Source organism: Rathayibacter sp. VKM Ac-2803 (genome assembly GCF_009807175.1).
In the GTDB taxonomy this organism is placed as follows: domain Bacteria; phylum Actinomycetota; class Actinomycetes; order Actinomycetales; family Microbacteriaceae; genus Rathayibacter.
Window position 1 is genome coordinate 1,272,062 of record NZ_WUCD01000001.1, and the last position, 20,159, is coordinate 1,292,220.

Consider the following 20,159-nt stretch of genomic DNA (forward strand, 5'->3'; position numbering starts at 1 on the left):
CCGGGTGTCGCACCCGCAACATTCATGAACGTCAAGCGCATCTTCCGGGGTCCCATTCTCTACGTCGTCCTCGCGATCGTGGCGGTCTGGATCGGCTCCTCGCTGATCACCATGTCCGGCTTCCGGCAGGTCAGCACGCAGGAGGGCCTCGAGCTCCTCCAGGACGGCAAGGTCGCCTCGGCGAAGATCGTCGACGGCGAGCAGCGCGTCGATCTGACCCTGAGCGAGGCCGACGGCGACAACGGCACGCAGGTGCAGTTCTACTACGTGGCCCCGCGCGGCACCGAGGTCGTCGACGCGGTCACCGCGGCAGCTCCGTCCGACGGCTACACCGACGAGGTGCCGCAGACCAACTGGTTCCTGTCGGCTCTCGGCTTCCTCCTCCCGATCCTGCTGATCGGCGCGTTCTTCTGGCTGATGCTCTCGGGCATGCAGGGCGGCGGCAACCGCGTCATGCAGTTCGGCAAGTCGAAGGCGAAGCTCGTCTCGAAGGAGTCGCCCAAGGTCACGTTCGGCGACGTCGCCGGCGCCGACGAGGCGATCGAGGAGCTGCACGAGATCAAGGAGTTCCTCAAGGAGCCCGCCAAGTTCCAGGCCGTCGGCGCGCGCATCCCGAAGGGCGTCCTGCTCTACGGCCCTCCCGGCACCGGCAAGACGCTGCTGGCCCGCGCCGTCGCCGGCGAGGCGGGCGTGCCCTTCTACTCGATCTCCGGATCCGACTTCGTCGAGATGTTCGTCGGCGTCGGCGCGAGCCGCGTCCGCGACCTGTTCCAGCAGGCCAAGGAGAACTCGCCCGCGATCATCTTCGTCGACGAGATCGACGCCGTCGGCCGCCACCGCGGCGCCGGCATGGGTGGCGGTCACGACGAGCGCGAGCAAACGCTCAACCAGCTCCTGGTCGAGATGGACGGCTTCGACGTCAAGACGAACGTCATCCTCATCGCGGCGACGAACCGCCCCGACATCCTCGACCCCGCCCTGCTGCGCCCGGGCCGCTTCGACCGCCAGATCGGCGTCGACGCCCCCGACCTCCTCGGCCGCAAGAAGATCCTCGAGGTGCACGGCCGCGGCAAGCCGCTCGCGGGAGGCGTCGACCTCGAGGTCGTCGCCCGCAAGACCCCGGGCTTCACCGGTGCCGATCTCGCCAACGTGCTCAACGAGGCCGCGCTGCTGACCGCGCGCTCCAACGCGCAGCTGATCGACAACCGCGCCCTCGACGAGGCGATCGACCGCGTCATCGCCGGTCCGCAGCGCCGCACGCGCGTCATGCGCGACAAGGAGAAGCTGATCACCGCCTACCACGAGGGCGGGCACGCTCTCGCTGCGGCGGCCATGCGGCACACCGACCCCGTGACCAAGGTCACGATCCTCCCGCGCGGTCGCGCCCTCGGCTACACGATGGTGCTGCCCCTCGAGGACAAGTACTCGACCACCCGCAACGAGCTCCTCGACCAGCTCGCGTACGCCATGGGCGGCCGCGTCGCGGAGGAGATCGTCTTCCACGACCCGACCACCGGCGCCTCCAACGACATCGAGAAGGCGACCGCGATCGCCCGCAAGATGGTCACCGAGTACGGCATGTCCTCGGACATCGGCTCGGTGAAGCTCGGCTCGTCGTCCGGCGAGATGTTCCTCGGCCGCGACATGGGCCACCAGCGCGACTACTCCGAGCAGATCGCCGAGAAGGTCGACGCCGAGACCCGCCAGCTCATCGAGCAGGCGCACGACGAGGCGTGGCAGGTCATCAACGCCAACCGCGACATCCTCGACCGCCTCGCGACCGAGCTCCTCGAGAAGGAGACCCTCGACCACGACCAGCTCGCCGAGATCTTCAAGGACGTGCGCAAGATCGACGAGCGCCCGCAGTGGCTCTCGAGCGACAAGCGCCCGCTCTCCGACCTGCCGCCCATCGCGGTGCCGGTCGCGAAGGCTCCCATCGACGCGGGCGTGACCGACGGAGGCGTCACCTCCGACGCCGGCGAGATCGCCCCCCAGCGCCCGCCGCTGATCACCCCCCGCCCCGCGACGGCCTGAGTCCCGTGCCCGTCGACAAGGCGCGCATCGAGGCGGCCGTCGTCGAGCTCCTCGCGGCCATCGGGGAGGACCCGGGTCGCGAGGGGCTCGCCTCCACGCCCCGTCGCTTCGCGGAGGCGTACGAGGAGTTCTTCGGCGAGTTCGAGCTCGACCCCGCCTCGCACCTCGACGAGACCTTCGCGGTCGTCGAGGGCGGGCGGGCGGAGGAGCAGACCGTCATCGTGCGCGACCTGTCGTTCCGCTCGGTCTGCGAGCACCACCTCCTGCCGTTCGTCGGCGTCGCGCACATCGCCTACCGGGCGGGGGAGCGCGTGATCGGCCTCGGGAAGCTCCCGCGGATCGTCGAGACCGTCGCGTCGCGCCCGCAGCTGCAGGAACGGCTCACGGAGCAGGTCGCCGAGGTGATCGACTCCGGTCTGTCGCCGGAGGGCGTGCTCGTGGTCGTCGACGCCGAGCACGGCTGCGTGCGGATGCGCGGTGCCCGCCAGACGGCCAGCTCGACCGTCACCGTCGCCGCGCGCGGCTCCCTGGCCGAGCCCGCCGCCCGCGCCGAGATCATCGCGCTGATCGGCGCCGCCCGGGGGGAGTGACGTGCCCCCCTCCGCGACGGATCTCGCTCCCGGCGGCCGCGCAGCGCTCCTCGGGATCCTCAACGTCACTCCCGACTCGTTCAGCGACGGCGGTCGCTGGCTCTCGGTCGACGACGCCGTGCGGCACGGTCTCGCGATGACCGCCCCGTCGGGGACCGGCGTCGCCTCGTTCGGCGCCGATCTCGTCGACGTCGGCGGCGAGTCGACCCGACCCGGGGCGCCCCGGGTAGACGCCCGCGCCGAGCAGGCCCGCGTCCTCCCGGTGATCCGCGCCCTCGCCGCCGAGGGCGTGCGCGTCAGCGTCGACACGATGAGCGCGTCGACGGCCGCTGCGGCGCTGGACGCCGGCGCCGTCGTCGTCAACGACGTGTCCGGCGGGCTGGCCGATCCGGAGATGCTCCCGCTGGTCGCCGAGCGCGGCGCTGTCTACATCGCGATGCACTGGCGCGGTCACAGCGCCGACATGACCTCGCTCGCCACCTACTCCGACGTCGTCGCCGAGGTGCGGAGCGAGCTCGAGCGCCGGATCGACGCCGCCCGCGAGGCCGGCATCCGCGACGACCGGCTGATCCTCGACCCCGGGCTGGGCTTCGCCAAGAACGGCGAGCACGACTGGTCGCTGCTCGCACACCTCGAGGCGATCACGTCGCTCGGGTTCCCGGTGCTCGTCGGGCACTCGCGCAAGCGCTTCCTCGCGCCGTTCGCCGCCCCCGGGGCGCCCGCGGTCGAGCGGGACGAGGTCACGGCGATGCTCACCCTCCTCGCCGCCGACCGCGGCGCCTGGGGGCTCCGCGTCCACGACGTCCGATCCAGCGCGCGCGCCATCGCGCTCGCCGCCCGACTCGCCCAGGAGCGCCCGTGACGATCGACCCCGCCTCCCTCGCCGTCCGCGACTCGATCACACTGACGGGCCTGCGCGTGCGGGCGCACCACGGCGTCTTCGACTTCGAGCGCGAGAACGGGCAGGACTTCGTCATCGATGCGACGGTCTGGCTCGACACCGCTCCCGCGGCGGACGGCGACGCGCTCGCCGAGACCGTGCACTACGGCGAGCTCGCGATCGCCCTCTCCGACGCCGTGACTCGCGACCCGGTCGACCTCATCGAGACGGTCGCCGAGCGCCTCGCGCAGGTCGCCCTGGGCTTCGCCGCGGCCGAGATCGTGCGGATCACGGTGCACAAGCCCGACGCCCCGATCCCGTTGCCCTTCGACGACGTCGCCGTGCAGATCACGAGGAGCCGCTCGTGAGGCCGCGACAGCAGCGGATCCGGCCGGAGCGGCACGTGGTCCTCGCGCTGGGCGGCAACCTCGGCGACCGGCTGGCCCATCTCTCCGACGCGGTGCGCGCCCTCGCGACGACGCCCGGGGTGCGGGTCCTGGCGGTGTCCAAGGTCGTCGAGTCGCCGGCGTGGAAGCTCGAGGGAGTGGACCGCGACGCGCCCGCCTACTTCAACGCCGTCGTCACGGCCTCGACGACCCTCGAGCCCGACGACCTGCTCGCCGCGACCTCCGCGATCGAGCTCGCCGGCGGCCGGCTCCGCGGTGAGGGCGAGGAGCGCTGGGGCGACCGCACCCTCGACATCGACGTCATCGCGATGGGAGGCGTCACCCGCGACGACCCGCACCTCACGCTGCCCCACCCGAGGGCCCACGAGCGGGCGTTCGTGCTCGAGCCGTGGCTCGACGTCGAGCCGTCGGCGGTGCTGCCCGGCGCCGGCCCGATCGCCGACCTCCGGATCCGCGCGACCGATCGGGTCGAGGACCGGCCGGAGACGATAGCGTGGCGGAGCGGCGCCTCCTCCGGGATCGCCCCGACGAGCACCGCCCCCGGACACCCCGATCCCGAGAGCAGCACTCCGTGAAGCGCACCCGCATCAGCACCCTCCTCGGCCTCGGCCTCGCGGGCGCCGTCGCCGGCTTCCTCCTCGACCTGGCGATCGCCTCCTCCGGTCTCCCCGTCCTCATCCCGCCGCTGACGGTGCCGCTCACCCTCGTGGTCGTGGCGGCGCTCGTGCTCGGCTTCGCGATCCCCATCCACCGGGCGACGAAGGGCACGCTCCGGCGCCCCATCGACCCGTTCCGCGCGATGCGGGTCGTCGTCCTCGCCAAGGCGTCCAGCCACGTCGGCGCGCTCCTGCTCGGAGCCTCCGGCGGCATCCTCCTCTACCTGCTGAGCCGGGCCGTCATCCCTTCGCTAGGCTCCGTGTGGCAGGACGTCGCCACGATCGTGGGCTCCGTCGTCCTCCTGGTGGCCGGCCTGGTCGCCGAGCACCTGTGCACCATCCCACCGAGTGACGACGACGATCCCGTCGTCGGCGAGGTGAACCACGCCTGACGCCGACGCCTGTCGGGCGCGGGCAGGGAGGACGTCATCGTGACCGACGAGCCGGAGTCGCGACCCGCGGCCGGAGAGCGTCGCAGCCGACGCGAGGCGGTCGCTCTCGAGGGTCGGCGGCTCGACGTCCCGGGGGAGTGGCGCCGCGTCTCGCCGAAGTACGTGGCCGTCGAGATCGTGTCGGCCGTGGTCTCGAGCGTCGTCCTCCTGGCGGTCCCCGTGGTGCTCTGGCTGATCGGGGTCGAGTGGGCGCCGCCGCTGCTGGTCGCGGCCGCCGCACTCGCGGTGACCCTCCTGATCGTCGCGCCCCGCCGCGCCCGCGCCTACGGCTACCTCCTCCGCGACGACGACCTGCTGTTCCGTCGCGGCATCATGTTCCAGCGCTTCGTCTCGGTGCCCTACGGCCGCATGCAGCTCATCGACGTCAACCGCGGGCCGCTCGCGCGAGCGCTGGGCCTCGCCGACCTGCGCTTCGTCACGGCCGCCGCGGCGACGGGCGTCAGCATCCCCGGTCTCGTCGCCGGCGAGGCGGAGGAGCTGCGCGACCGACTCGTCGCGCTCGCCGAGTCGCGCCGGGCCGGCCTGTGAGCGACGCCCCCGCCGCCGCCGTCCGCGGCATCGAGACCGATCTCGCCGACGGGGAGTGGCACCGTCTGCACCCCGCCACGCCCGTGCTCAAGGGCGGGATCGGCCTGCTGGTCGTCCTCGGCATCGTCATCACCAACCTCCGCGAGCGCCTGGTCGAGCTCTTCCTCCCCGGCCCCGGCGGCTACGCGAGCGGCGACCCGGTCGACGAGCTGCTGCGCCGCGGACTCATCGGCTGGGCGCTGCTCGCCGTGGCCGTGGGGCTCGCGATCGCGGTCTTCGCGTTCTGGCTCTCGTGGCGGATGCACACCTTCCGCATCACCGACGAGGTGGTCGAGGTGCGCTCCGGCGTCCTCTTCCGCACGAACCGCCGGGCGCGGCTCGACCGCATCCAGGGCATCGCCGTGCAGCGTCCGCTCTTCGCCCGGCTCTTCGGAGCGGCGAAGCTCGAGGTGAGCGTCGCCGGTCAGGACGCGAACGTCCAGCTCTCGTACCTCGGGTCGAGGCTGGTGGACGCGCTCCGCCGCGACATCCTGCGACTGGCCTCGGGGGTCCGCGAGCGGGAGGCGGTGGCGGCCGGCGCCGCGCCCGCCGGCGGGTTCCTGTCGCGCCGGCTCGAGGAGTTCGTCGACGTCGATGACGAGGGGACGCCTCCGGAGTCGGTGGTGTCGATCCCGCCGGGACGTCTGCTGGGCTCGCTGGTCTTCAGCGGCTTCACGGTGTTCCTCGCGGTCTCGGTGGTCGCCGTGGTCCTCGTCGCCGTCTACGGATCGCCCTACATCCTGTTCGCGATCCTGCCGGGCCTCATCGGCTCGGGCAGCTACTACATCCGCCAGTTCGTCCGCTCGCTGCGCTACTCGATCGCGGGCACGCCCGACGGCGTCCGCGTCGGCTACGGCGTGCTCTCGACCAGCAGCGACACGCTGCCGCCGGGCCGGATCCACGCCGTCGAGATCACGCAGCCGCTGCTCTGGCGCCCGTTCGGCTGGTGGCAGGTCAAGATCGACCGCGCCGGCCACGCCGCCTCCCGCGGGGCCAACGGCGAGCCGAACACGACGATCCTGCCCGTGGGCGATCTCGTCGCGGTCGAGCGCGTGCTGGGCCTCCTCCTCCCCGGGCCGGCCGAGGGGGCGGAGGCGACCCCGGTCGGCGATGCGCTGCGCCTCCGCGACGCCCCCGGGTACACGCGGGCGCCCCGCGCCGCGGCCTGGCTCCGGCCGCTCTCGTTCCGGCGGACCGGCTACCGGCTCACCGAGGACGTCGTCGTGATCCGCAGCGGTGCGGTGTGGCGGCGGGTCGCCGTGGTCCCGCTCGCGCGGATGCAGAGCGTCGGAGTGCAGCAGGGACCGATCCAGCGCCTGCTCGGCCTCGCCTCGGCGCGGGTGCACAAGGTCACCGGCCCGGTGACGCCGATGGTGCCGGTGATGAGCGTCGCCGACGGGCGCCGGTTCTTCGACGAGCTGGCGCGCGCCGGAGTCGCCGCCGCCGGGCGCGACGACAGCCACCTGTGGGGGAGGCGCCCCGCCCCGGCGCGCGCCGCCGCCCCCGTCTCCTGGCCGGCCCCGCTCGATCGCGCCGCCTGGCCCGCACCGGAGGGACCACCGCATGCCTGACAGCCGTCGAGACGGGCGCCTCGGAGTGGGCGTCATCGGAGCCGGCCGCGTCGGCCCCGTGCTCGGTGCGGCGCTCGCCAACGCGGGCCACGCCGTCATCGGCATCGCGACGACCAGCGAGAGCGGCCGCGAGCGCGCCGACGCGCTGCTCCCGGGCGTTCCGGTGCTCGCCGTGCCCGACCTGGTCGAGCGGAGCGAGCTGGTGATCATCGCGGTCCCCGGAGGCGAGATCGCTGCTCTGGTCGCGGGTCTCGCGGCGACCGGCGCTTGGCAGCCCGGGCAGCTCGTGCTGCACACGGCTCCCGAGCACGGCTACGGGGTGCTGGCGCCGGCGCTCGCCTCCGGAGTCATCCCGCTCGCGGTGCACCCGGCGATGGCGTTCAGCGGGACGAGCCTGGATCTCGCGCGCCTCTCCGAGACCTACTTCGCCGTGACGGCCCCCGGGCCGGTGCTCCCGATCGCCCAGGCGCTGGTCGTCGAGATGGGCGGCGAGCCCGTGACGGTCGCGGAGGCGGACCGCGCGGCCTACGCGGAGGCCGTCTCGACCGCGACCACCTTCTCGACCGCGATCGTCGATCAGGCCGCCGGCCTGCTCGCCGGCATCGGCATCGACAAGCCGGGCTTCTTCCTCTCGAGCCTCGTGCGCTCCTCGGTCGACGACGCCCTGCGCCGGGCGGCGGGCTGAGCGCGTCCCTCCTGCCCGGAGAACCCGTACCCGTCGAGACCGCCGGTAGGACGTGGCTGCTTCGACGTGAGCTGGTTCCCTCGGCTCTCAGGAGGGTGCGGCTCGCGTCCGACGGGCGACGGCGGCCAGCAGGACGACCGCGGCGAGAGCGACGGCGGCGGCGAAGCCCCAGGCGAGCGGTGCATAGCCCGCGGACGCGACCACCGAGCCGGCGACGACGCTCGCGACTCCACCGCCCAGGTTGATGAGCAGATCGGTCGCGCCCTGCGTGAGGGTCCGTTCTCGTGGACCTATGGCTTCGGTCACGAGAGTCGAGCCGGCCACCATCCCCAGCGACCAGGCGATGCCGAGCAGAGTGAGCCCGAGGGCGAAGACCACTGCACCGCGGGAGGCGCCGACCGCCAGCACGCCGCCGGCGACGACGGCCACTCCCAGCCCGGCCGCGCCGCTGCGCAGAGCGCCCGCGCGACGCACGAGGAGGCCGAACAGCGGGCTGAGCGCATACATCGCGGCGAGGTGCGCGCTCATCAGCAGCCCGACGACGCCGGTCGGCTCGTCCTCGTGGTGCAGGTGCACCGGTGCCATGGTCATCAGCGCGATCATCGTCGCGTGCACCGCTGCGGTGACGGCGAGTCCGGCCACCGCTCGCGGGTGGGCCAGGAAGACGGCGATCACGTCCGCGGTCCGAGCGGACTCGCGGCGCTGCGGCGTCGTCGCGACCTCGGTCCGGCGGAGCCCGACGACCACGCAGGCCGCGGCAGAGCCGTAGAGGACTGCGGGGAGCAGGAACGCCGGAGCGCTCGCGAGACCGGTCGCGCCGGCGAGGTTCGGTCCGACGATCGATCCCACGGTCGATGCCCAGAGGACGAGAGCGATCGCCACTGCAGTGTCCCTCGGCGCCAGATCGGCGGCGGCGAAGCGCGCTGCGAGACCGGCGACGGTCCCGCCTCCGATCAATGCGGCGGCAGCGAGGAACAGCACCCAGAGGTCGGCTGCGACCGCGGCTGCACCGATGACCGAGCCGAGCGCGGCCGTCCCGTAGGCGACGGCCAGAGCAGCCCGCCTCCCGAACCGCAGAGTGAGCCGCGCGATCGGAACCGTGAGCGCGCTCGCTCCGACGACCGTCGACGTCTGCACGAGTCCTGCGATCTGCTCGGACCCGGAGAGGGTGAGAGCCGTGACGCTCGCGATCGTCAGCACCAGCCCGGCGGCGGTCGACGCGGCGACCTGCGCGAGCGCGAGAGGAAGGAGTCCGGGCCAGAGCAGTGCGTCTCGTTTTCGCCGAGGCAGGCGCGGATCGGTGGTCATCTGTCGGGGGATCGGTAGAAGAACGGTGCCTCGTCGCCCACCAGGTGGAGCGCGACGCGGCGTTCGAAGTCCTGATAGGTGCGGGACTCGTGTTCGGTCAGGATCTCCTCGTTCGGTGTCGATATCGCGACTCCGCGCCAGGGGCGGATCCGGGTGGCGGTGTTCTCGATCCGCAGCGAGTACGGACCGGGCTCCGGGTGGACCGTCCCCCTGACGGCGAGGAGGGAATGCAGCCCCCAGCGCATCGCGCTCTCGAAGCTGGCCTCGACATCGGAACGGTCGAGGGTGGTGGAGGCGGGGGAGCGCCAGCGGCGGGCTGCTGCGAGCAGCTCGACGAGGTCGGACCTCCATCCGGGTTCGGTGAAGGACACGTGCTCGCAGAGCGGGCGGGTGTCGTTCAAGGGGCTCCGCATCAGAAGTGAGATCTTCTCGTCCACGAACGCTACCTCGCCGGCAGCTGCAGGCGAGGCCGTTGCGCGGACCTGTGGACAAGGGCGACTGCATCGACGGTGGGGTGTGGTCGCTGCTTCCGGCGACGAGCGGAGGACGAGGCTCAGGCAGAGCCGGCGCCCGGGAGAGGGGACGCGGCTCCGCCGGTAGGGTTCTCGGGTGATCAGCACCATCGAACGCATCGACGCCCTCCGCGAGCGGCTGCAGGAGGTGCGTCGCGCTGGTCGGAGCATCGCCCTCGTCCCCACGATGGGCGCCCTGCACGACGGTCACCTCGCGCTCGTCGAGCGGGCCCGCGAGATCGCCGACGTCGTGGTCGTCTCGGTCTTCGTCAATCCGCTGCAGTTCGGCCCCTCCGAGGACCTCGACCGCTACCCCCGAGATCTCGAGGCCGACCTGGCTCTCCTCGAGCGGAAGGGGGTCGAGTACGTCTTCGCCCCGACCGTCGCCGAGATGTACCCCGACGGCTCCACCTCGACCCGCGTCGTCGCGGGCAGGGTCGGCTCGCTCTACGAGGGCCGCTCGCGCCCCGGCCACTTCGACGGCATGCTCACCGTCGTCGCGAAGCTCCTCCACATCGTGCAGCCCGACGCCGCCCTCTTCGGGCAGAAGGACGCTCAGCAGCTCTTCCTCGTGCGCCGGATGGTGCGCGATCTCGATCTCCCCGTCGCGATCGAGGCCGTCGACACGGTCCGCGAGGAGGACGGCCTCGCGCTCTCGAGCCGCAACCGCTACCTCGACGCCCGCGAGCGCCGCGCCGCGCGCACGGTGCCGCTGGTGCTCGAGGCGGCCGCGTCCGCCGCCGACCGGGGCGTCGACTCCGTCATCGCCGCCGCTCAGTCGGCCGCGATGGGCGAGCCGCTGGTTAAACTGGACTACCTCGTCGTCGCTGACCCGACGACGCTCCTCCCGGTCGACGACGACTACCGCGGCCCGGCCCTCGTGCTCGTCGCCGCGGTCGTCGGCTCCACCCGCCTCCTCGACAACGGCCCGATCCTGCTCGCCTGATCGCGCCCGACCGCCTCCGATCGAAAGCACCGTTCCGCCATGGCCGACACCCCCGACGCCCCCGCCGAGCTCTCCCCCGAGGAGGCCTCGGAGCAGAAGGCCGTGCGCCTGGCCAAGCGCGAGCGCCTGCTCGAGCGCGCCGGCGACGATCTCGGAGGCGGCGCCTATCCGGTCTCCGTCGGCGTCACCGACACGATCGCCGCGGTCCGCGCGCGCCACGCTGGTCTCGAGCCCGACACGAAGACGAGCGACCGCGTCGGCCTCGCCGGTCGCGTCGTCTTCCAGCGCAACACGGGCAAGCTCTGCTTCGCGACCCTGCAGTCCGGCGACGGCGCCCGCATCCAGGCGATGGTCTCGCTCGGCGACGTCGGCGACGAGTCGCTCGCGGCCTGGAAGGAGCTCGTCGACCTCGGCGACCATCTCTTCGTCGAGGGCGAGGTCATCTCGAGCAAGCGCGGCGAGCTGAGCGTCTGGGTCTCGGAGTGGATCATCGCCGCGAAGGCGATCCTGCCGCTCCCGAACCTGCACAACGAGCTCGGCGACGAGACGCGGATGCGCCAGCGCTACCTCGACCTGATCGTGCGCCCGCAGGCCCGCGACACGGTGGTCACCCGCGCGAAGGTGAACGCCTCGCTCCGCAGCACCTTCGCCGGTCACGACTTCCTCGAGGTCGAGACCCCGATGCTGCAGGTGATGCACGGCGGCGCCTCCGCCCGCCCCTTCGCCACGCACTCGAACGCGTTCGACACCGAGCTGTTCCTCCGCATCGCGCCCGAGCTCTACCTCAAGCGCGCGGTCGTCGGAGGCATCGAGCGGGTCTTCGAGATCAACCGCAACTTCCGCAACGAGGGCGCCGACTCGACGCACTCGCCCGAGTTCGCGATGCTCGAGGCCTACCAGGCCTACGGCGACTACACCTCGATCGCCGACCTCACCCAGGAGCTGATCCAGAACGCGGCGCTCGCCGTCGCCGGATCGCACGTGGTCACCTGGGCCGACGGCACCGAGTACGACCTCGGCGGCGAATGGGAGCGGATCTCGATGTACGAGAGCCTCTCGCTCGCGGCCGGCATCGAGATCACTCCGTCGACCGCGCTCGTCGAGCTCGAGACCCTCGCCGAGCGCGAGGGCGTCGAGGTGCACGTGCCCACCCACGGCAAGTACGTCGAGGAGCTCTGGGAGCACTTCGTGAAGGGCGGCCTCACCCGGCCCACCTTCGTGATGGACTTCCCGGTCGACACCTCGCCGCTGGTCCGCGCGCACCGCAGCATCCCCGGCGTCGTCGAGAAGTGGGACCTCTACGTCCGCGGGTTCGAGCTCGCGACCGGCTACTCCGAGCTGGTCGACCCGGTCGTGCAGCGCGAGCGCTTCGTCGAGCAGGCCCGGCAGGCGGCCGCGGGCGACGACGAGGCGATGCGTCTCGACGAGGACTTCCTCCGCGCCCTCGAGCACGGCATGCCGCCCACCGGCGGGATGGGGATGGGCATCGACCGCCTCCTGATGGCGATCACCGGCCTCGGGATCCGCGAGACGATCCTGTTCCCCCTGGTCAAGTAGGCGCTGCACGACGTGGTCCGCGCATCCAGCATCGTCGCGACGGCGCTCGCCGGCGTCCTCACCCTCGCGCAGTTCGGGGTGGGCGCGGCCGTCGCCGCCTCCGTCCTGGTCGACTCCGCCGATCTCGGCACGGCGCTCGCCGACCAGCGGGCGGCCGAGGCGTTCACTCCCGACGAGACGATCAGCGGATTCGCGGACCGCACCGCGATGTCGACCCGCGGCCGCGCGCTCTACTACGCCTCCAGCCCCTCCGTCGAGCCGACCACCGGGTTCAACACGCTCTGCGGCTACGGCGCCTCCGACGAGATCGTGCTCGGCTGCTACACGGGCAGCGACATCTACATCTCGGACGTCGAGAACGCCGACCTCGACGGGATCCGCGACGTCACGGCCGCCCACGAGATGCTGCACGCCGCGTGGGTGCGCCTCGACGCCGACGAGCAGGCCGAGCTCGGCGCCGAGCTCGAGGCGGCCTACGCCGCGCTGCCCGCCGACGGACCGATCGCCGAGCGGCTCGAGCTCTACCGCACCGGCGGCCTCGGCGAGCGCGTCAACGAGCTGCACTCCATCCTGGGCACGGAGGTGGCGGATCTGCCGCCGGCGCTCGAGGCGCACTACGCCGCCTACTTCACCGACCGCTCCGTCGTCGTCGGGCTGAACGCGCGCTACGAGGCCGTCTTCACCGATCTCGAGAACCGCATCGCCGATCTGGTCGCCCGGATCGACGCGATGTACGCCGACCTGACCGCGCGGGTCGACGCGAACAACGCCGACTACGACGCGCTGAACGCCGAGATCGACGACTTCAACGCGCGCGCCGACAGCGGCGACTTCCCCTCGACGGCGGCGTTCGAGCAGGAGCGGGCCGATCTGCTCGAGCGCGGCGACGCGATCGACGCGACGCGCGACACCATCGACGCCGACATCGCGGTCTACGACGGGCTGCGCGCGGAGCTCGAGGGCCTGAACGCCGACGCCTCGGCGCTCAACCAGTCGATCGAGAGCCGATAGGCGCTCCTCAGCGCGTTCCCCGGCCACTGCCGAGCCCCTCCCGGCGCCGCCCGGTAGGATCGCCCCATGGACTGGGAGATCTGGAATCAGGGGCTGTGGGCACTCGTGCCGACGGTCAGCGTCGGGCTCCTCTTCTGGTTCATCATGCGGGCCGTGATCCGCTCCGACCGCAACGAGCGCCGCGCCTACGACCGCATCGAGGCCGAGGAGCGCGCCCGCCGCGGTCTTCCGCCCCGCGACGCCTGAGCTTTTCAGAACAAGACTTCTCAGAACCAGGCTTCTCAGGACCAGTCACGTCAGAGACCGCGTCTCCAGTGACGGTTCCTCGAGAGACAGGTTCTCCGGAGACCAGCCGCCCCGGCCGGTCCGACTCGATGCACACCGACAGACCGACCGGCGAGGAGATGCGGTGACGGGTCCCGACTGGTCGCTGGTGCTCGCCGTGGGGGCGATCGTCGTCGAACTGATCGTGCGCGTCATCGCCGTGATCGTCGTCCCGCGCAACCGCCGCCCGACGACCGGACTCGCCTGGCTGATGGCGATCTTCCTCATCCCCTACGTCGGCATCCTCCTGTTCCTGTTCATCGGCAGCTACAAGCTGCCGCGCCGGCGGCGGCGCAAGCAGGAGGAGATCAACCGCTTCATCCTCGAGTCGACCGACGGCATCGACCGGGTCGCGCGCAACCACCCGTGGCCCCAGTGGCTCGAGTCGGTGGTCACCCTGAACCGCAACCTGGGGGCGATGCCGCTGGTCGGAGGCAACGACGCGAGCCTCCAGGGCGGCTACGAGGAGACCATCCGGGCGATGGCCGACGAGATCGACCGCGCCCGGCGCTACGTGCACTGCGAGTTCTACATCCTCGCGGCCGACTCGACCACGGCGCCGTTCTTCGCCGCGCTCGACCGGGCCGTGGCCCGCGGAGTGACGGTGCGGATCCTCCTCGACCACATCGCGTCCATCCGCGTGCCGGGGTACTTCAGCGGCACCCGCCGACGCCTCCGCGCACTCGAGAAGGCCGGCGCGAAGTGGTCGTACATGCTGCCCGTGCGCCCCTGGCGGCTGCAGTACCAGCGGCCCGATCTCCGCAACCACCGCAAGCTCCTGATCGTCGACGGCAACACGGCCTTCATGGGGTCGCAGAACGTCGTCGACTCGAGCTACAACAAGCGCGGCAACATCCGGCGGGGGCTGCACTGGCACGATCTGATGGTGCGCCTCGAGGGGCCGGTCGTGCAGGGCATCAACGCCATCTTCATCACCGACTGGTACAGCGAGACCGACGAGCTGCTGCTGCGCGAGTCGGAGCCGATGGAGGCGCTGCAGAGGCGCGACACCATCGACTGCCAGGTCGTGCCGAGCGGGCCCGGGTTCGACGGCGAGAACAACCTCCGGCTCTTCCTCACGCTGCTGTACTCGGCGCAGAAGTCGATCATCATCACGAGCCCGTACTTCGTCCCCGACGAGGCGATGCTCTACGCGATCACGACGGCCACCCGCCGCGGGGTGCACGTCGAGCTGTTCGTCTCCGAGATCGGCGACCAGGCCGTGGTCTACCACGCGCAGCGCTCCTACTACGAGACGCTCCTGACCTCGGGCGTGCGGATCTGGATGTACCGCAAGCCCACGATCCTGCACGCGAAGCACTTCACCATCGACGACGACGTCGCCGTCATCGGCTCGAGCAACATGGACATGCGCTCGTTCACCCTCAACCTCGAGGTGTCGCTCATGGTCCGCGGATCGGAGTTCGTCGAGGACCTGCGCGAGGTCCAGCAGAGCTACCGCGAGCACTCCCGCGAGCTGACGCTGCGCGAGTGGCGGCAGCAGCCGCTGCGCTCGACCGTCCTCGACAACCTGGCGCGCCTCACCTCCGCCCTGCAGTGACACCCCCGGACGGGGCCGAGACGAGGATGTCTCACGTCTCCTAGACTCCCGGAGGACGAACGCTCCGCGATCGTCCTCACGAACGGAGTCGCCACCGTGGTCCCTCGCCCGTCCCTGCTCAATCCGCTGAGCGTTCCCCTGAGCCCGGGCGTCCGCTCCGTCCGCCTGCGCGGCAGCGACGGAGTAGCGGCGCTGCGCCGCACCCTCGAGATCGCCGTCGACCTCCCGGCGGGCTTCCGGATGGACCTCGCCCTCGCCTCGGTCGAGAACCTCCGAGTCGTGCACGTCGTCTCCACGGCATTCGCAGCCTGCTGGCCCGGGCCGTCCGCCTCCGACGGCGCGTCGGCGTTCGTGCTGCCGATGGAGGGGACGCTCATCCTCGAGTCCGCCGAGGGCGTCGTCACCGTCACCGACGGCGGGATCGCGCTCTCGGCCGACTCCCCGGCGATCATCCGCGCGGGCCGCGTGGTGCGCTTCCTCGTGCTCTGCCTCGACGCACCCGCCTCCGAGCGCTCCCGCCGCGTCGAGCCCGCGCGCACCCTCCCCGAGTCGGCGCTGACGGCCTCCGCTCGCACCGTGCTGCGCGCCTTCCTCGCCGACCTCGACATCGGGCACCCGGTGCAGTCCGAGTACCTGCAGGGCACGGTGCTGCGGCTCGCGCGCATCCTCGGGGCCGAGCGCGAGGAGGAGGACACCGAGCGGCTCGGCCTGCACGACATGGTCGACGCGGCGATCCAGGTCATCCGCACCGACTACAGCGATCCGCTGCTCGACCCGGGCACCGTCGCACGGCGCTGCCGGGTCAGCCTCCGCACCCTCCAGCGCGCCGTCGCCGACGAGCGCGGCACCATGCTGCGCGAGCTGATCTCGACGGTCCGCACCGAGAACGCGCTCCGTCTGGTCGGCACGGCCGAGGCGGCGGGGCTGCCGCTGAGCGACATCGCGCGGCGCTCCGGGTTCTCGTCCCCCGAGCGCCTCCGCCGGGCGATCACGACCGAGACGGGACTCTCGCCCAGCGAGTACCGTCGGCGGCTCCGGCTCGAGGATCGGGTGGCCGGCTGAGCGGAGCGTCCGGCGTCGCACGCAAGGGGCTGGCTCGGTCGGGGATCGCGGCGTAGCGTCGGAGACTCCCCAGCACCGGTGGACGCGGCTCCGCTTCGGCGCGTCGCCCGGTCCGGGGTCCGAGAAGGGACACGGACATGACGGCATCCGGAACGACGCGCATCCTCATCCTGGGCGGCGGCTACGTCGGCCTCTACACCGCCTGGGGGCTCGAGAAGCGGCGCGGACTCGCTCCGATCGACGTCACCCTGGTCGAGCCCAACCCCTACATGACCTATCAGCCGCTGCTGCCCGAGGTGGCGGGCGGCCACGTCCAGCCGCGGCACGTCACCGTGCCCCTGGTCTCGGCGCTGAAGCACACCCGCGTCATCCGCGGAGCGATCACCGGAGTCAGCCTCGCCGACCGCGTCGCGACGGTCGCCGCCCTCGACGGCTCGACCCGCACGCTCGCCTTCGACCAGGTCGTCTTCGCCCTCGGCGCCGTCACCCGCACCTTCCCCACGCCCGGTCTCGCCGAGCACGGCATCGGCTTCAAGACGGTCGAGGAGGCGGCGCACCTGCGCGACCGCGTGCTCGAGAACGTCGCGCGCGCGGCCCTGACCACCGACTCCGCCGAGCGCCGCCGGCTGCTCACCTTCGTCTTCGTCGGCGGCGGCTACACGGGCGTCGAGGCGCTGAGCGAGCTGCTCGACCTCAGCCGCCGCGCCCTGGCCGCACAGCCGTCGCTCTCGATGGGCGACGTCACCTGGCACCTCGTCGAGGCCCTCGACCGCGTCGCGCCCGAGGTCGGCCCCGAGCTGTCCGGATGGACCCTCGACCACCTGCGCTCGCGCGGTGTGCACGTGCACCTGAAGACCACGATGCCCTCCTGCGAGGACGGCGTGGTCGAGCTCTCGACCGGCGAGCGGATCCCCGCGGCCACGATCGTGTGGACGGCCGGAGTGAAGCCGAACCCGATCCTCGACGCCACCGACGTCCCCCGCGGACCCCGGGGGCACGTCTCGGCCGACGCACGCCTCCGGGTGGTCACGGACGACGGCGAGCCGGTCGCCGGCGCGTGGGCGGCGGGGGACGGAGCGCAGGTTCCCGACCTGACCGCCGAGAAGCAGCCCGCCTACTACCCGCCGAACGCGCAGAACGCCGTGCGGCAGGCCAAGCTGCTCGCGCAGAACATCGTGGGCGACCTCACCGGCGGCGTCGTCGAGGAGTACCGCCACGTCTCGGTCGGCACGGTCGCCGAGTACGGGCTCGGCAAGGGCGCGGGGATCATCAAGGGCGTGAAGCTGCGGGGTCCGCTCGCCTGGCTCGCCCACCGCGCCTACCACGGCGCCGCGATGCCGAGCCTGGACCGCAAGTGGCGGATCATCTCGGGCTGGCTCGTCGACGCGGTCGCTCCGCGCGACCTCTCGCCGATGACGGCGCTGCAGGATCCGCGACGTGCCTTCCGGGAGAGTGCGGAGGCGACGGACGAGGCGGCGGCCCGGAAGGCGGCGGCCGACAAGGCGACGGCCGACGAGGTGACGAAGGAGTCCTGACGCGGATCGGGCTCAGGCCGGGCGCGGCTTGAGTCGGACCGTCGGCAGCGTCGGCGCGGGCAGCGCGCGGCCGTCGTAGCCGGTGACAGTGCCGAACGGGCCGTCGGAGTCGCCTCCTGCGATGACGTCGGCCTGCCAGCGCTCCCGGGCAGCTGCCACATCGTCGTGTTTGCGCCCGACGAAGTTCCACCACATCACGAGCTGCTCGGCGAAGGGCTCACCGCCGAGGAGCACGACGCGTCCGCCCGCCTCGCCGGCCGACAGCGTGAGGGACGAGCGGCCGGGCGCGAGGTAGGCGAGGTCGGAGCGCTCGACGTCGACGCCCTCCACCCCGATCGGTCCGGAGTCGACGAGGACGCCGTACTCCCACTCCGTCTCCACGGGCAGCTCGATCCGCGCGCCGGGCTCGAGGTCGATCTGCGCGGCGACGAGGGGCGTGAACACGCTCGCGGGCACCGAGGCGCCGAGCATCCCGCCGACGAAGACCCGCACGACCGCGCCCGGCAGCTCGACGCGCACCCCGTGATGATGCTCGAAGAACGGATCGACGACCCGCGCCTCCTCGGGCAGCGCGACCCAGAGCTGCACCCCGTGCAGCACGGGCGCGGATCCGGTCGAGACCTCGGAGTGCGAGATGCCGCGGCCCGCCGTCATCAGGTTGAGCTCGCCCGGCCGCACCAGCTGGTGGCTGCCGACGCTGTCGCGGTGGTCGATCTCGCCCTCGAAGAGCCAGCTGACGGTCTGCAGCCCGGTGTGCGGATGCGGCGGAACGTCCATGCCGGCTTCGTCGCCGAGAGCCACCGGCCCGTAGTGGTCGGCGAAGCACCACGCGCCGATCGTCGAGCGCGAGCGCTGGGGGAGCGTGCGGCGCACCTCGATCGCGCGCGGTCCGCCGAGCGGCACCAGGCGCGCCTCCAGGATCTCGACGGGCGAGCCGTCGGTGGCACGACCGGTGGGCTCGGCGGCGACCGGATGCTCGTCCGGGTGCCGCTCCAGGTTGCTCATCCGGGAAGTGTATGCCTGTGCATGGAGTGGCGGCAGGGTCAGGGGACGCTGCAGGCGGGCTCGACGTCGTCGTCCGCGCCGGTGGGGGCGACGACCGCGGGCGCCTCGACCGGCGCCGATGCCCCGGGGACCTCGATGCGGACGGCGTCCGAGCCGTCGTCGCCTCCGGCGATCGCCTCGGCGACCGTGCGGTGCACCAGCTCGACGTCGGGCTGCTCGGGGAGGGTGAGCGGCTCGCCGAGCTCGACACGGACGAACGGCTGGGTGCGGCTCGACACCGCGAGACGCGCCAGCGCGGGCAGCGCATCCGCGGGGAGGCTCGTCGACACGTTCTCGGTGCCCGAGCGCGCGATCGCGGTGAACCGGGCCAGGACGCTCAGGGGATCGACCTGGCGGAACAGCGCCGCCTGGAGGCAGCCCTGCCGCTCGGCGCGGTCCTGGTCGGAGGTGTTGACGCGCGACCGGGCGAACCAGAGCGCCTCGGAGCCGTCCAGGTGCTGCAGCCCCGTCGCGATCGGCGGCCCGTACTCGACCGGCTTCCCGCTGCCGTCGTCGGGGACGCCGGCCTGCAGGACGGGGCGGGTCACGATCACCGAGACGCCGCCGAGCGCGTCGACGAGATCGGCGAAGCCGGTCATCCGGATCGACACCGTCGCCGAGACGGGCAGGCCGGTGTAGCCCTCGACCGCGTCGCGCATCGCGTCGGCGCCCGGGTCCTCGCTCCCGGGGTAGAGCTCGGGATGCGTCGCGCCGTACTGGTACGTGTGGTTGATGCCGCAGCCGGCGAGGCAGCGAGTGCCGTCGGGCAGGGCCGCAGCGAGCGCCGAGCCCTCTGGGTAGAGGAAGTTCGCGGCGGTGCGCGGGATGCCGAACAGCACGCTCCGGCCGGTGACGGCGTCGACGCTGACCAGGGTGAGGGAGTCGGGCAACAGCACCTGATCGCGCAGCGGATCGTCGTCGAGCCCCATAAGCAGGATGTTGTACCGGCCGTCGACGGGCACCGGGCCGCGGCCCGAGGCGAAGACGGAGGAGAGCAGCGAGTACTGCGCTGCGGTGGTCGACACCCACCAGGCCGTCGCTCCGAGCGGGAGCGCGACGGCGACCGCGGTGGCGAGCGCGAGGCTCGTGCGGCTCGTGCGGCGGAGGAGCAGGCGGGCGACGGCGATCGGACCCGAGATCCAGAAGAGGCCGAGGGCGGCGCCAGCGACGCCGGCGATCAGCACGGCACGCGCGTCCGTCGCGAGGGCGACCAGCCGCGATGGGTCGGAGGAGACGGCCGCAACGAGCAGCGCGACCGCGAGGACGGCGAGGGCGGCGACCGCGAATCGGATCGCGGCGGAGCGGTGGTGCCGGAGCAGGCCGTGCCCGAGCCCGGGAACGAGCGCCGAGCTCGTCACCGCGATGACCGCGCGGATCGCCGGGACTGCGCCGGACGTGGAGACGGGCGGGCCGCCGTGCGTCTGCACGTCGGACCCGCCCGTCTCCGCCGTCACGCG

Annotated in this window: 20 protein-coding genes; 16 read left to right on the plus strand and 4 right to left on the minus strand. The window is 72.5% G+C overall.

Annotation, left to right across the window (positions count from 1 at the left end):
* The first annotated feature begins 24 nt into the window (after positions 1-24).
* Genes ftsH through GRS96_RS05940 form a run of 9 tightly spaced genes read left to right on the plus strand, consistent with a single transcriptional unit; the run spans position 25 to position 7,842 of the window.
* Positions 25-2,034 carry an ATP-dependent zinc metalloprotease FtsH gene (gene ftsH, locus GRS96_RS05900; protein ID WP_159854796.1) on the plus strand — a complete coding sequence of 670 codons (2,010 nt, stop codon included), beginning with the start codon at positions 25-27 and terminating at the stop codon, positions 2,032-2,034.
* Positions 2,035-2,039: 5 nt separating this feature from the next.
* Positions 2,040-2,624 carry a GTP cyclohydrolase I gene (folE, locus tag GRS96_RS05905; protein ID WP_159854794.1) on the plus strand — a complete coding sequence of 195 codons (585 nt, stop codon included), beginning with the start codon at positions 2,040-2,042 and terminating at the stop codon, positions 2,622-2,624.
* Position 2,625: 1 nt separating this feature from the next.
* Positions 2,626-3,486, plus strand: a complete 861-nt coding sequence (gene folP, locus GRS96_RS05910) for a dihydropteroate synthase (RefSeq protein ID WP_159987990.1) — start codon at positions 2,626-2,628, stop codon at positions 3,484-3,486.
* The gene (gene folB, locus GRS96_RS05915) at positions 3,483-3,872 is read left to right on the plus strand and encodes a dihydroneopterin aldolase (protein WP_235021864.1); all 390 of its coding nucleotides are present in this window, start codon (positions 3,483-3,485) and stop codon (positions 3,870-3,872) included. Before folP ends, folB begins: the two co-directional genes overlap by 4 nt.
* On the plus strand, positions 3,869-4,486 hold the full coding sequence (gene folK / locus GRS96_RS05920; protein WP_159987991.1) for a 2-amino-4-hydroxy-6-hydroxymethyldihydropteridine diphosphokinase: 618 nt from the start codon (positions 3,869-3,871) through the stop codon (positions 4,484-4,486). Before folB ends, folK begins: the two co-directional genes overlap by 4 nt.
* Positions 4,483-4,959, plus strand: a complete 477-nt coding sequence (locus tag GRS96_RS05925) for a DUF3180 domain-containing protein (protein WP_159854788.1) — start codon at positions 4,483-4,485, stop codon at positions 4,957-4,959. The genes folK and GRS96_RS05925 overlap by 4 nt, the downstream gene beginning before the upstream one ends.
* A 39-nt stretch (positions 4,960-4,998) precedes the next feature.
* The gene (locus GRS96_RS05930) at positions 4,999-5,547 is read left to right on the plus strand and encodes a PH domain-containing protein (RefSeq protein ID WP_159854786.1); all 549 of its coding nucleotides are present in this window, start codon (positions 4,999-5,001) and stop codon (positions 5,545-5,547) included.
* Positions 5,544-7,157 carry a PH domain-containing protein gene (locus GRS96_RS05935; protein ID WP_159987992.1) on the plus strand — a complete coding sequence of 538 codons (1,614 nt, stop codon included), beginning with the start codon at positions 5,544-5,546 and terminating at the stop codon, positions 7,155-7,157. Before GRS96_RS05930 ends, GRS96_RS05935 begins: the two co-directional genes overlap by 4 nt.
* Positions 7,150-7,842 carry a Rossmann-like and DUF2520 domain-containing protein gene (locus GRS96_RS05940; protein ID WP_159987993.1) on the plus strand — a complete coding sequence of 231 codons (693 nt, stop codon included), beginning with the start codon at positions 7,150-7,152 and terminating at the stop codon, positions 7,840-7,842. The genes GRS96_RS05935 and GRS96_RS05940 overlap by 8 nt, the downstream gene beginning before the upstream one ends.
* 87 nt (positions 7,843-7,929) lie before the next feature.
* On the opposite strand, the gene GRS96_RS05945 is transcribed toward GRS96_RS05940, so the two are convergent.
* Together GRS96_RS05945 and GRS96_RS05950 are read right to left on the minus strand one after the other, a co-directional pair.
* Positions 7,930-9,150, minus strand: coding sequence for an MFS transporter (locus GRS96_RS05945; protein WP_159987994.1), 1,221 nt, complete (start codon positions 9,148-9,150; stop codon positions 7,930-7,932).
* Positions 9,147-9,551 (minus strand): hypothetical protein, encoded by a 405-nt coding sequence (locus GRS96_RS05950; RefSeq protein WP_159987995.1) that lies wholly within the window; start codon positions 9,549-9,551, stop codon positions 9,147-9,149. The genes GRS96_RS05945 and GRS96_RS05950 overlap by 4 nt, the downstream gene beginning before the upstream one ends.
* A 208-nt stretch (positions 9,552-9,759) precedes the next feature.
* Here GRS96_RS05950 and panC point away from each other — a divergent pair, with 208 nt between their 5' ends.
* From panC to GRS96_RS05985, 7 genes are all read left to right on the plus strand, one after another.
* Positions 9,760-10,608, plus strand: a complete 849-nt coding sequence (gene panC / locus GRS96_RS05955; RefSeq protein WP_159987996.1) for a pantoate--beta-alanine ligase — start codon at positions 9,760-9,762, stop codon at positions 10,606-10,608.
* 39 nt (positions 10,609-10,647) lie between these two features.
* Complete coding sequence (gene lysS / locus GRS96_RS05960) at positions 10,648-12,165, plus strand: lysine--tRNA ligase (protein ID WP_159854774.1); 1,518 nt, start codon at positions 10,648-10,650, stop codon at positions 12,163-12,165.
* Positions 12,166-12,177: 12 nt separating this feature from the next.
* A complete protein-coding gene (locus tag GRS96_RS05965) occupies positions 12,178-13,176 on the plus strand; it encodes a hypothetical protein (RefSeq protein WP_159854772.1) in 999 nt (332 codons plus the stop codon).
* A 66-nt stretch (positions 13,177-13,242) separates the two neighbouring features.
* A complete protein-coding gene (locus GRS96_RS05970) occupies positions 13,243-13,422 on the plus strand; it encodes a hypothetical protein (RefSeq protein WP_159854770.1) in 180 nt (59 codons plus the stop codon).
* Between the two features lie 163 nt (positions 13,423-13,585).
* The gene (cls, locus tag GRS96_RS05975) at positions 13,586-15,061 is read left to right on the plus strand and encodes a cardiolipin synthase (protein ID WP_159854768.1); all 1,476 of its coding nucleotides are present in this window, start codon (positions 13,586-13,588) and stop codon (positions 15,059-15,061) included.
* Between the two features lie 96 nt (positions 15,062-15,157).
* The gene (locus GRS96_RS05980) at positions 15,158-16,123 is read left to right on the plus strand and encodes an AraC family transcriptional regulator (protein WP_159987997.1); all 966 of its coding nucleotides are present in this window, start codon (positions 15,158-15,160) and stop codon (positions 16,121-16,123) included.
* Positions 16,124-16,260: 137 nt separating this feature from the next.
* Positions 16,261-17,658 (plus strand): NAD(P)/FAD-dependent oxidoreductase, encoded by a 1,398-nt coding sequence (locus GRS96_RS05985; protein WP_159854764.1) that lies wholly within the window; start codon positions 16,261-16,263, stop codon positions 17,656-17,658.
* Between the two features lie 12 nt (positions 17,659-17,670).
* On the opposite strand, the gene GRS96_RS05990 is transcribed toward GRS96_RS05985, so the two are convergent.
* Positions 17,671-18,663 carry a pirin family protein gene (locus GRS96_RS05990; protein WP_159987998.1) on the minus strand — a complete coding sequence of 331 codons (993 nt, stop codon included), beginning with the start codon at positions 18,661-18,663 and terminating at the stop codon, positions 17,671-17,673.
* 38 nt (positions 18,664-18,701) lie between these two features.
* Complete coding sequence (locus GRS96_RS05995) at positions 18,702-20,156, minus strand: LCP family protein (RefSeq protein WP_159987999.1); 1,455 nt, start codon at positions 20,154-20,156, stop codon at positions 18,702-18,704.
* Positions 20,157-20,159: the final 3 nt, after the last annotated feature.

Excerpts from the sequence above, each read along its gene's own strand:
- ftsH (WP_159854796.1), top strand. The coding sequence starts at position 25 with ATGAACGTCAAGCGCATCTTCCGGGGTCCCATTCTCTACGTCGTCCTC.
- GRS96_RS05940 (WP_159987993.1), top strand. The coding sequence starts at position 7,150 with ATGCCTGACAGCCGTCGAGACGGGCGCCTCGGAGTGGGCGTCATCGGA.
- GRS96_RS05970 (WP_159854770.1), top strand. The coding sequence starts at position 13,243 with ATGGACTGGGAGATCTGGAATCAGGGGCTGTGGGCACTCGTGCCGACG.
- GRS96_RS05990 (WP_159987998.1), bottom strand. The coding sequence starts at position 18,663 with ATGAGCAACCTGGAGCGGCACCCGGACGAGCATCCGGTCGCCGCCGAG.
- GRS96_RS05985 (WP_159854764.1), top strand. The coding sequence starts at position 16,261 with ATGACGGCATCCGGAACGACGCGCATCCTCATCCTGGGCGGCGGCTAC.
- lysS (WP_159854774.1), top strand. The coding sequence starts at position 10,648 with ATGGCCGACACCCCCGACGCCCCCGCCGAGCTCTCCCCCGAGGAGGCC.
- GRS96_RS05945 (WP_159987994.1), bottom strand. The coding sequence starts at position 9,150 with ATGACCACCGATCCGCGCCTGCCTCGGCGAAAACGAGACGCACTGCTC.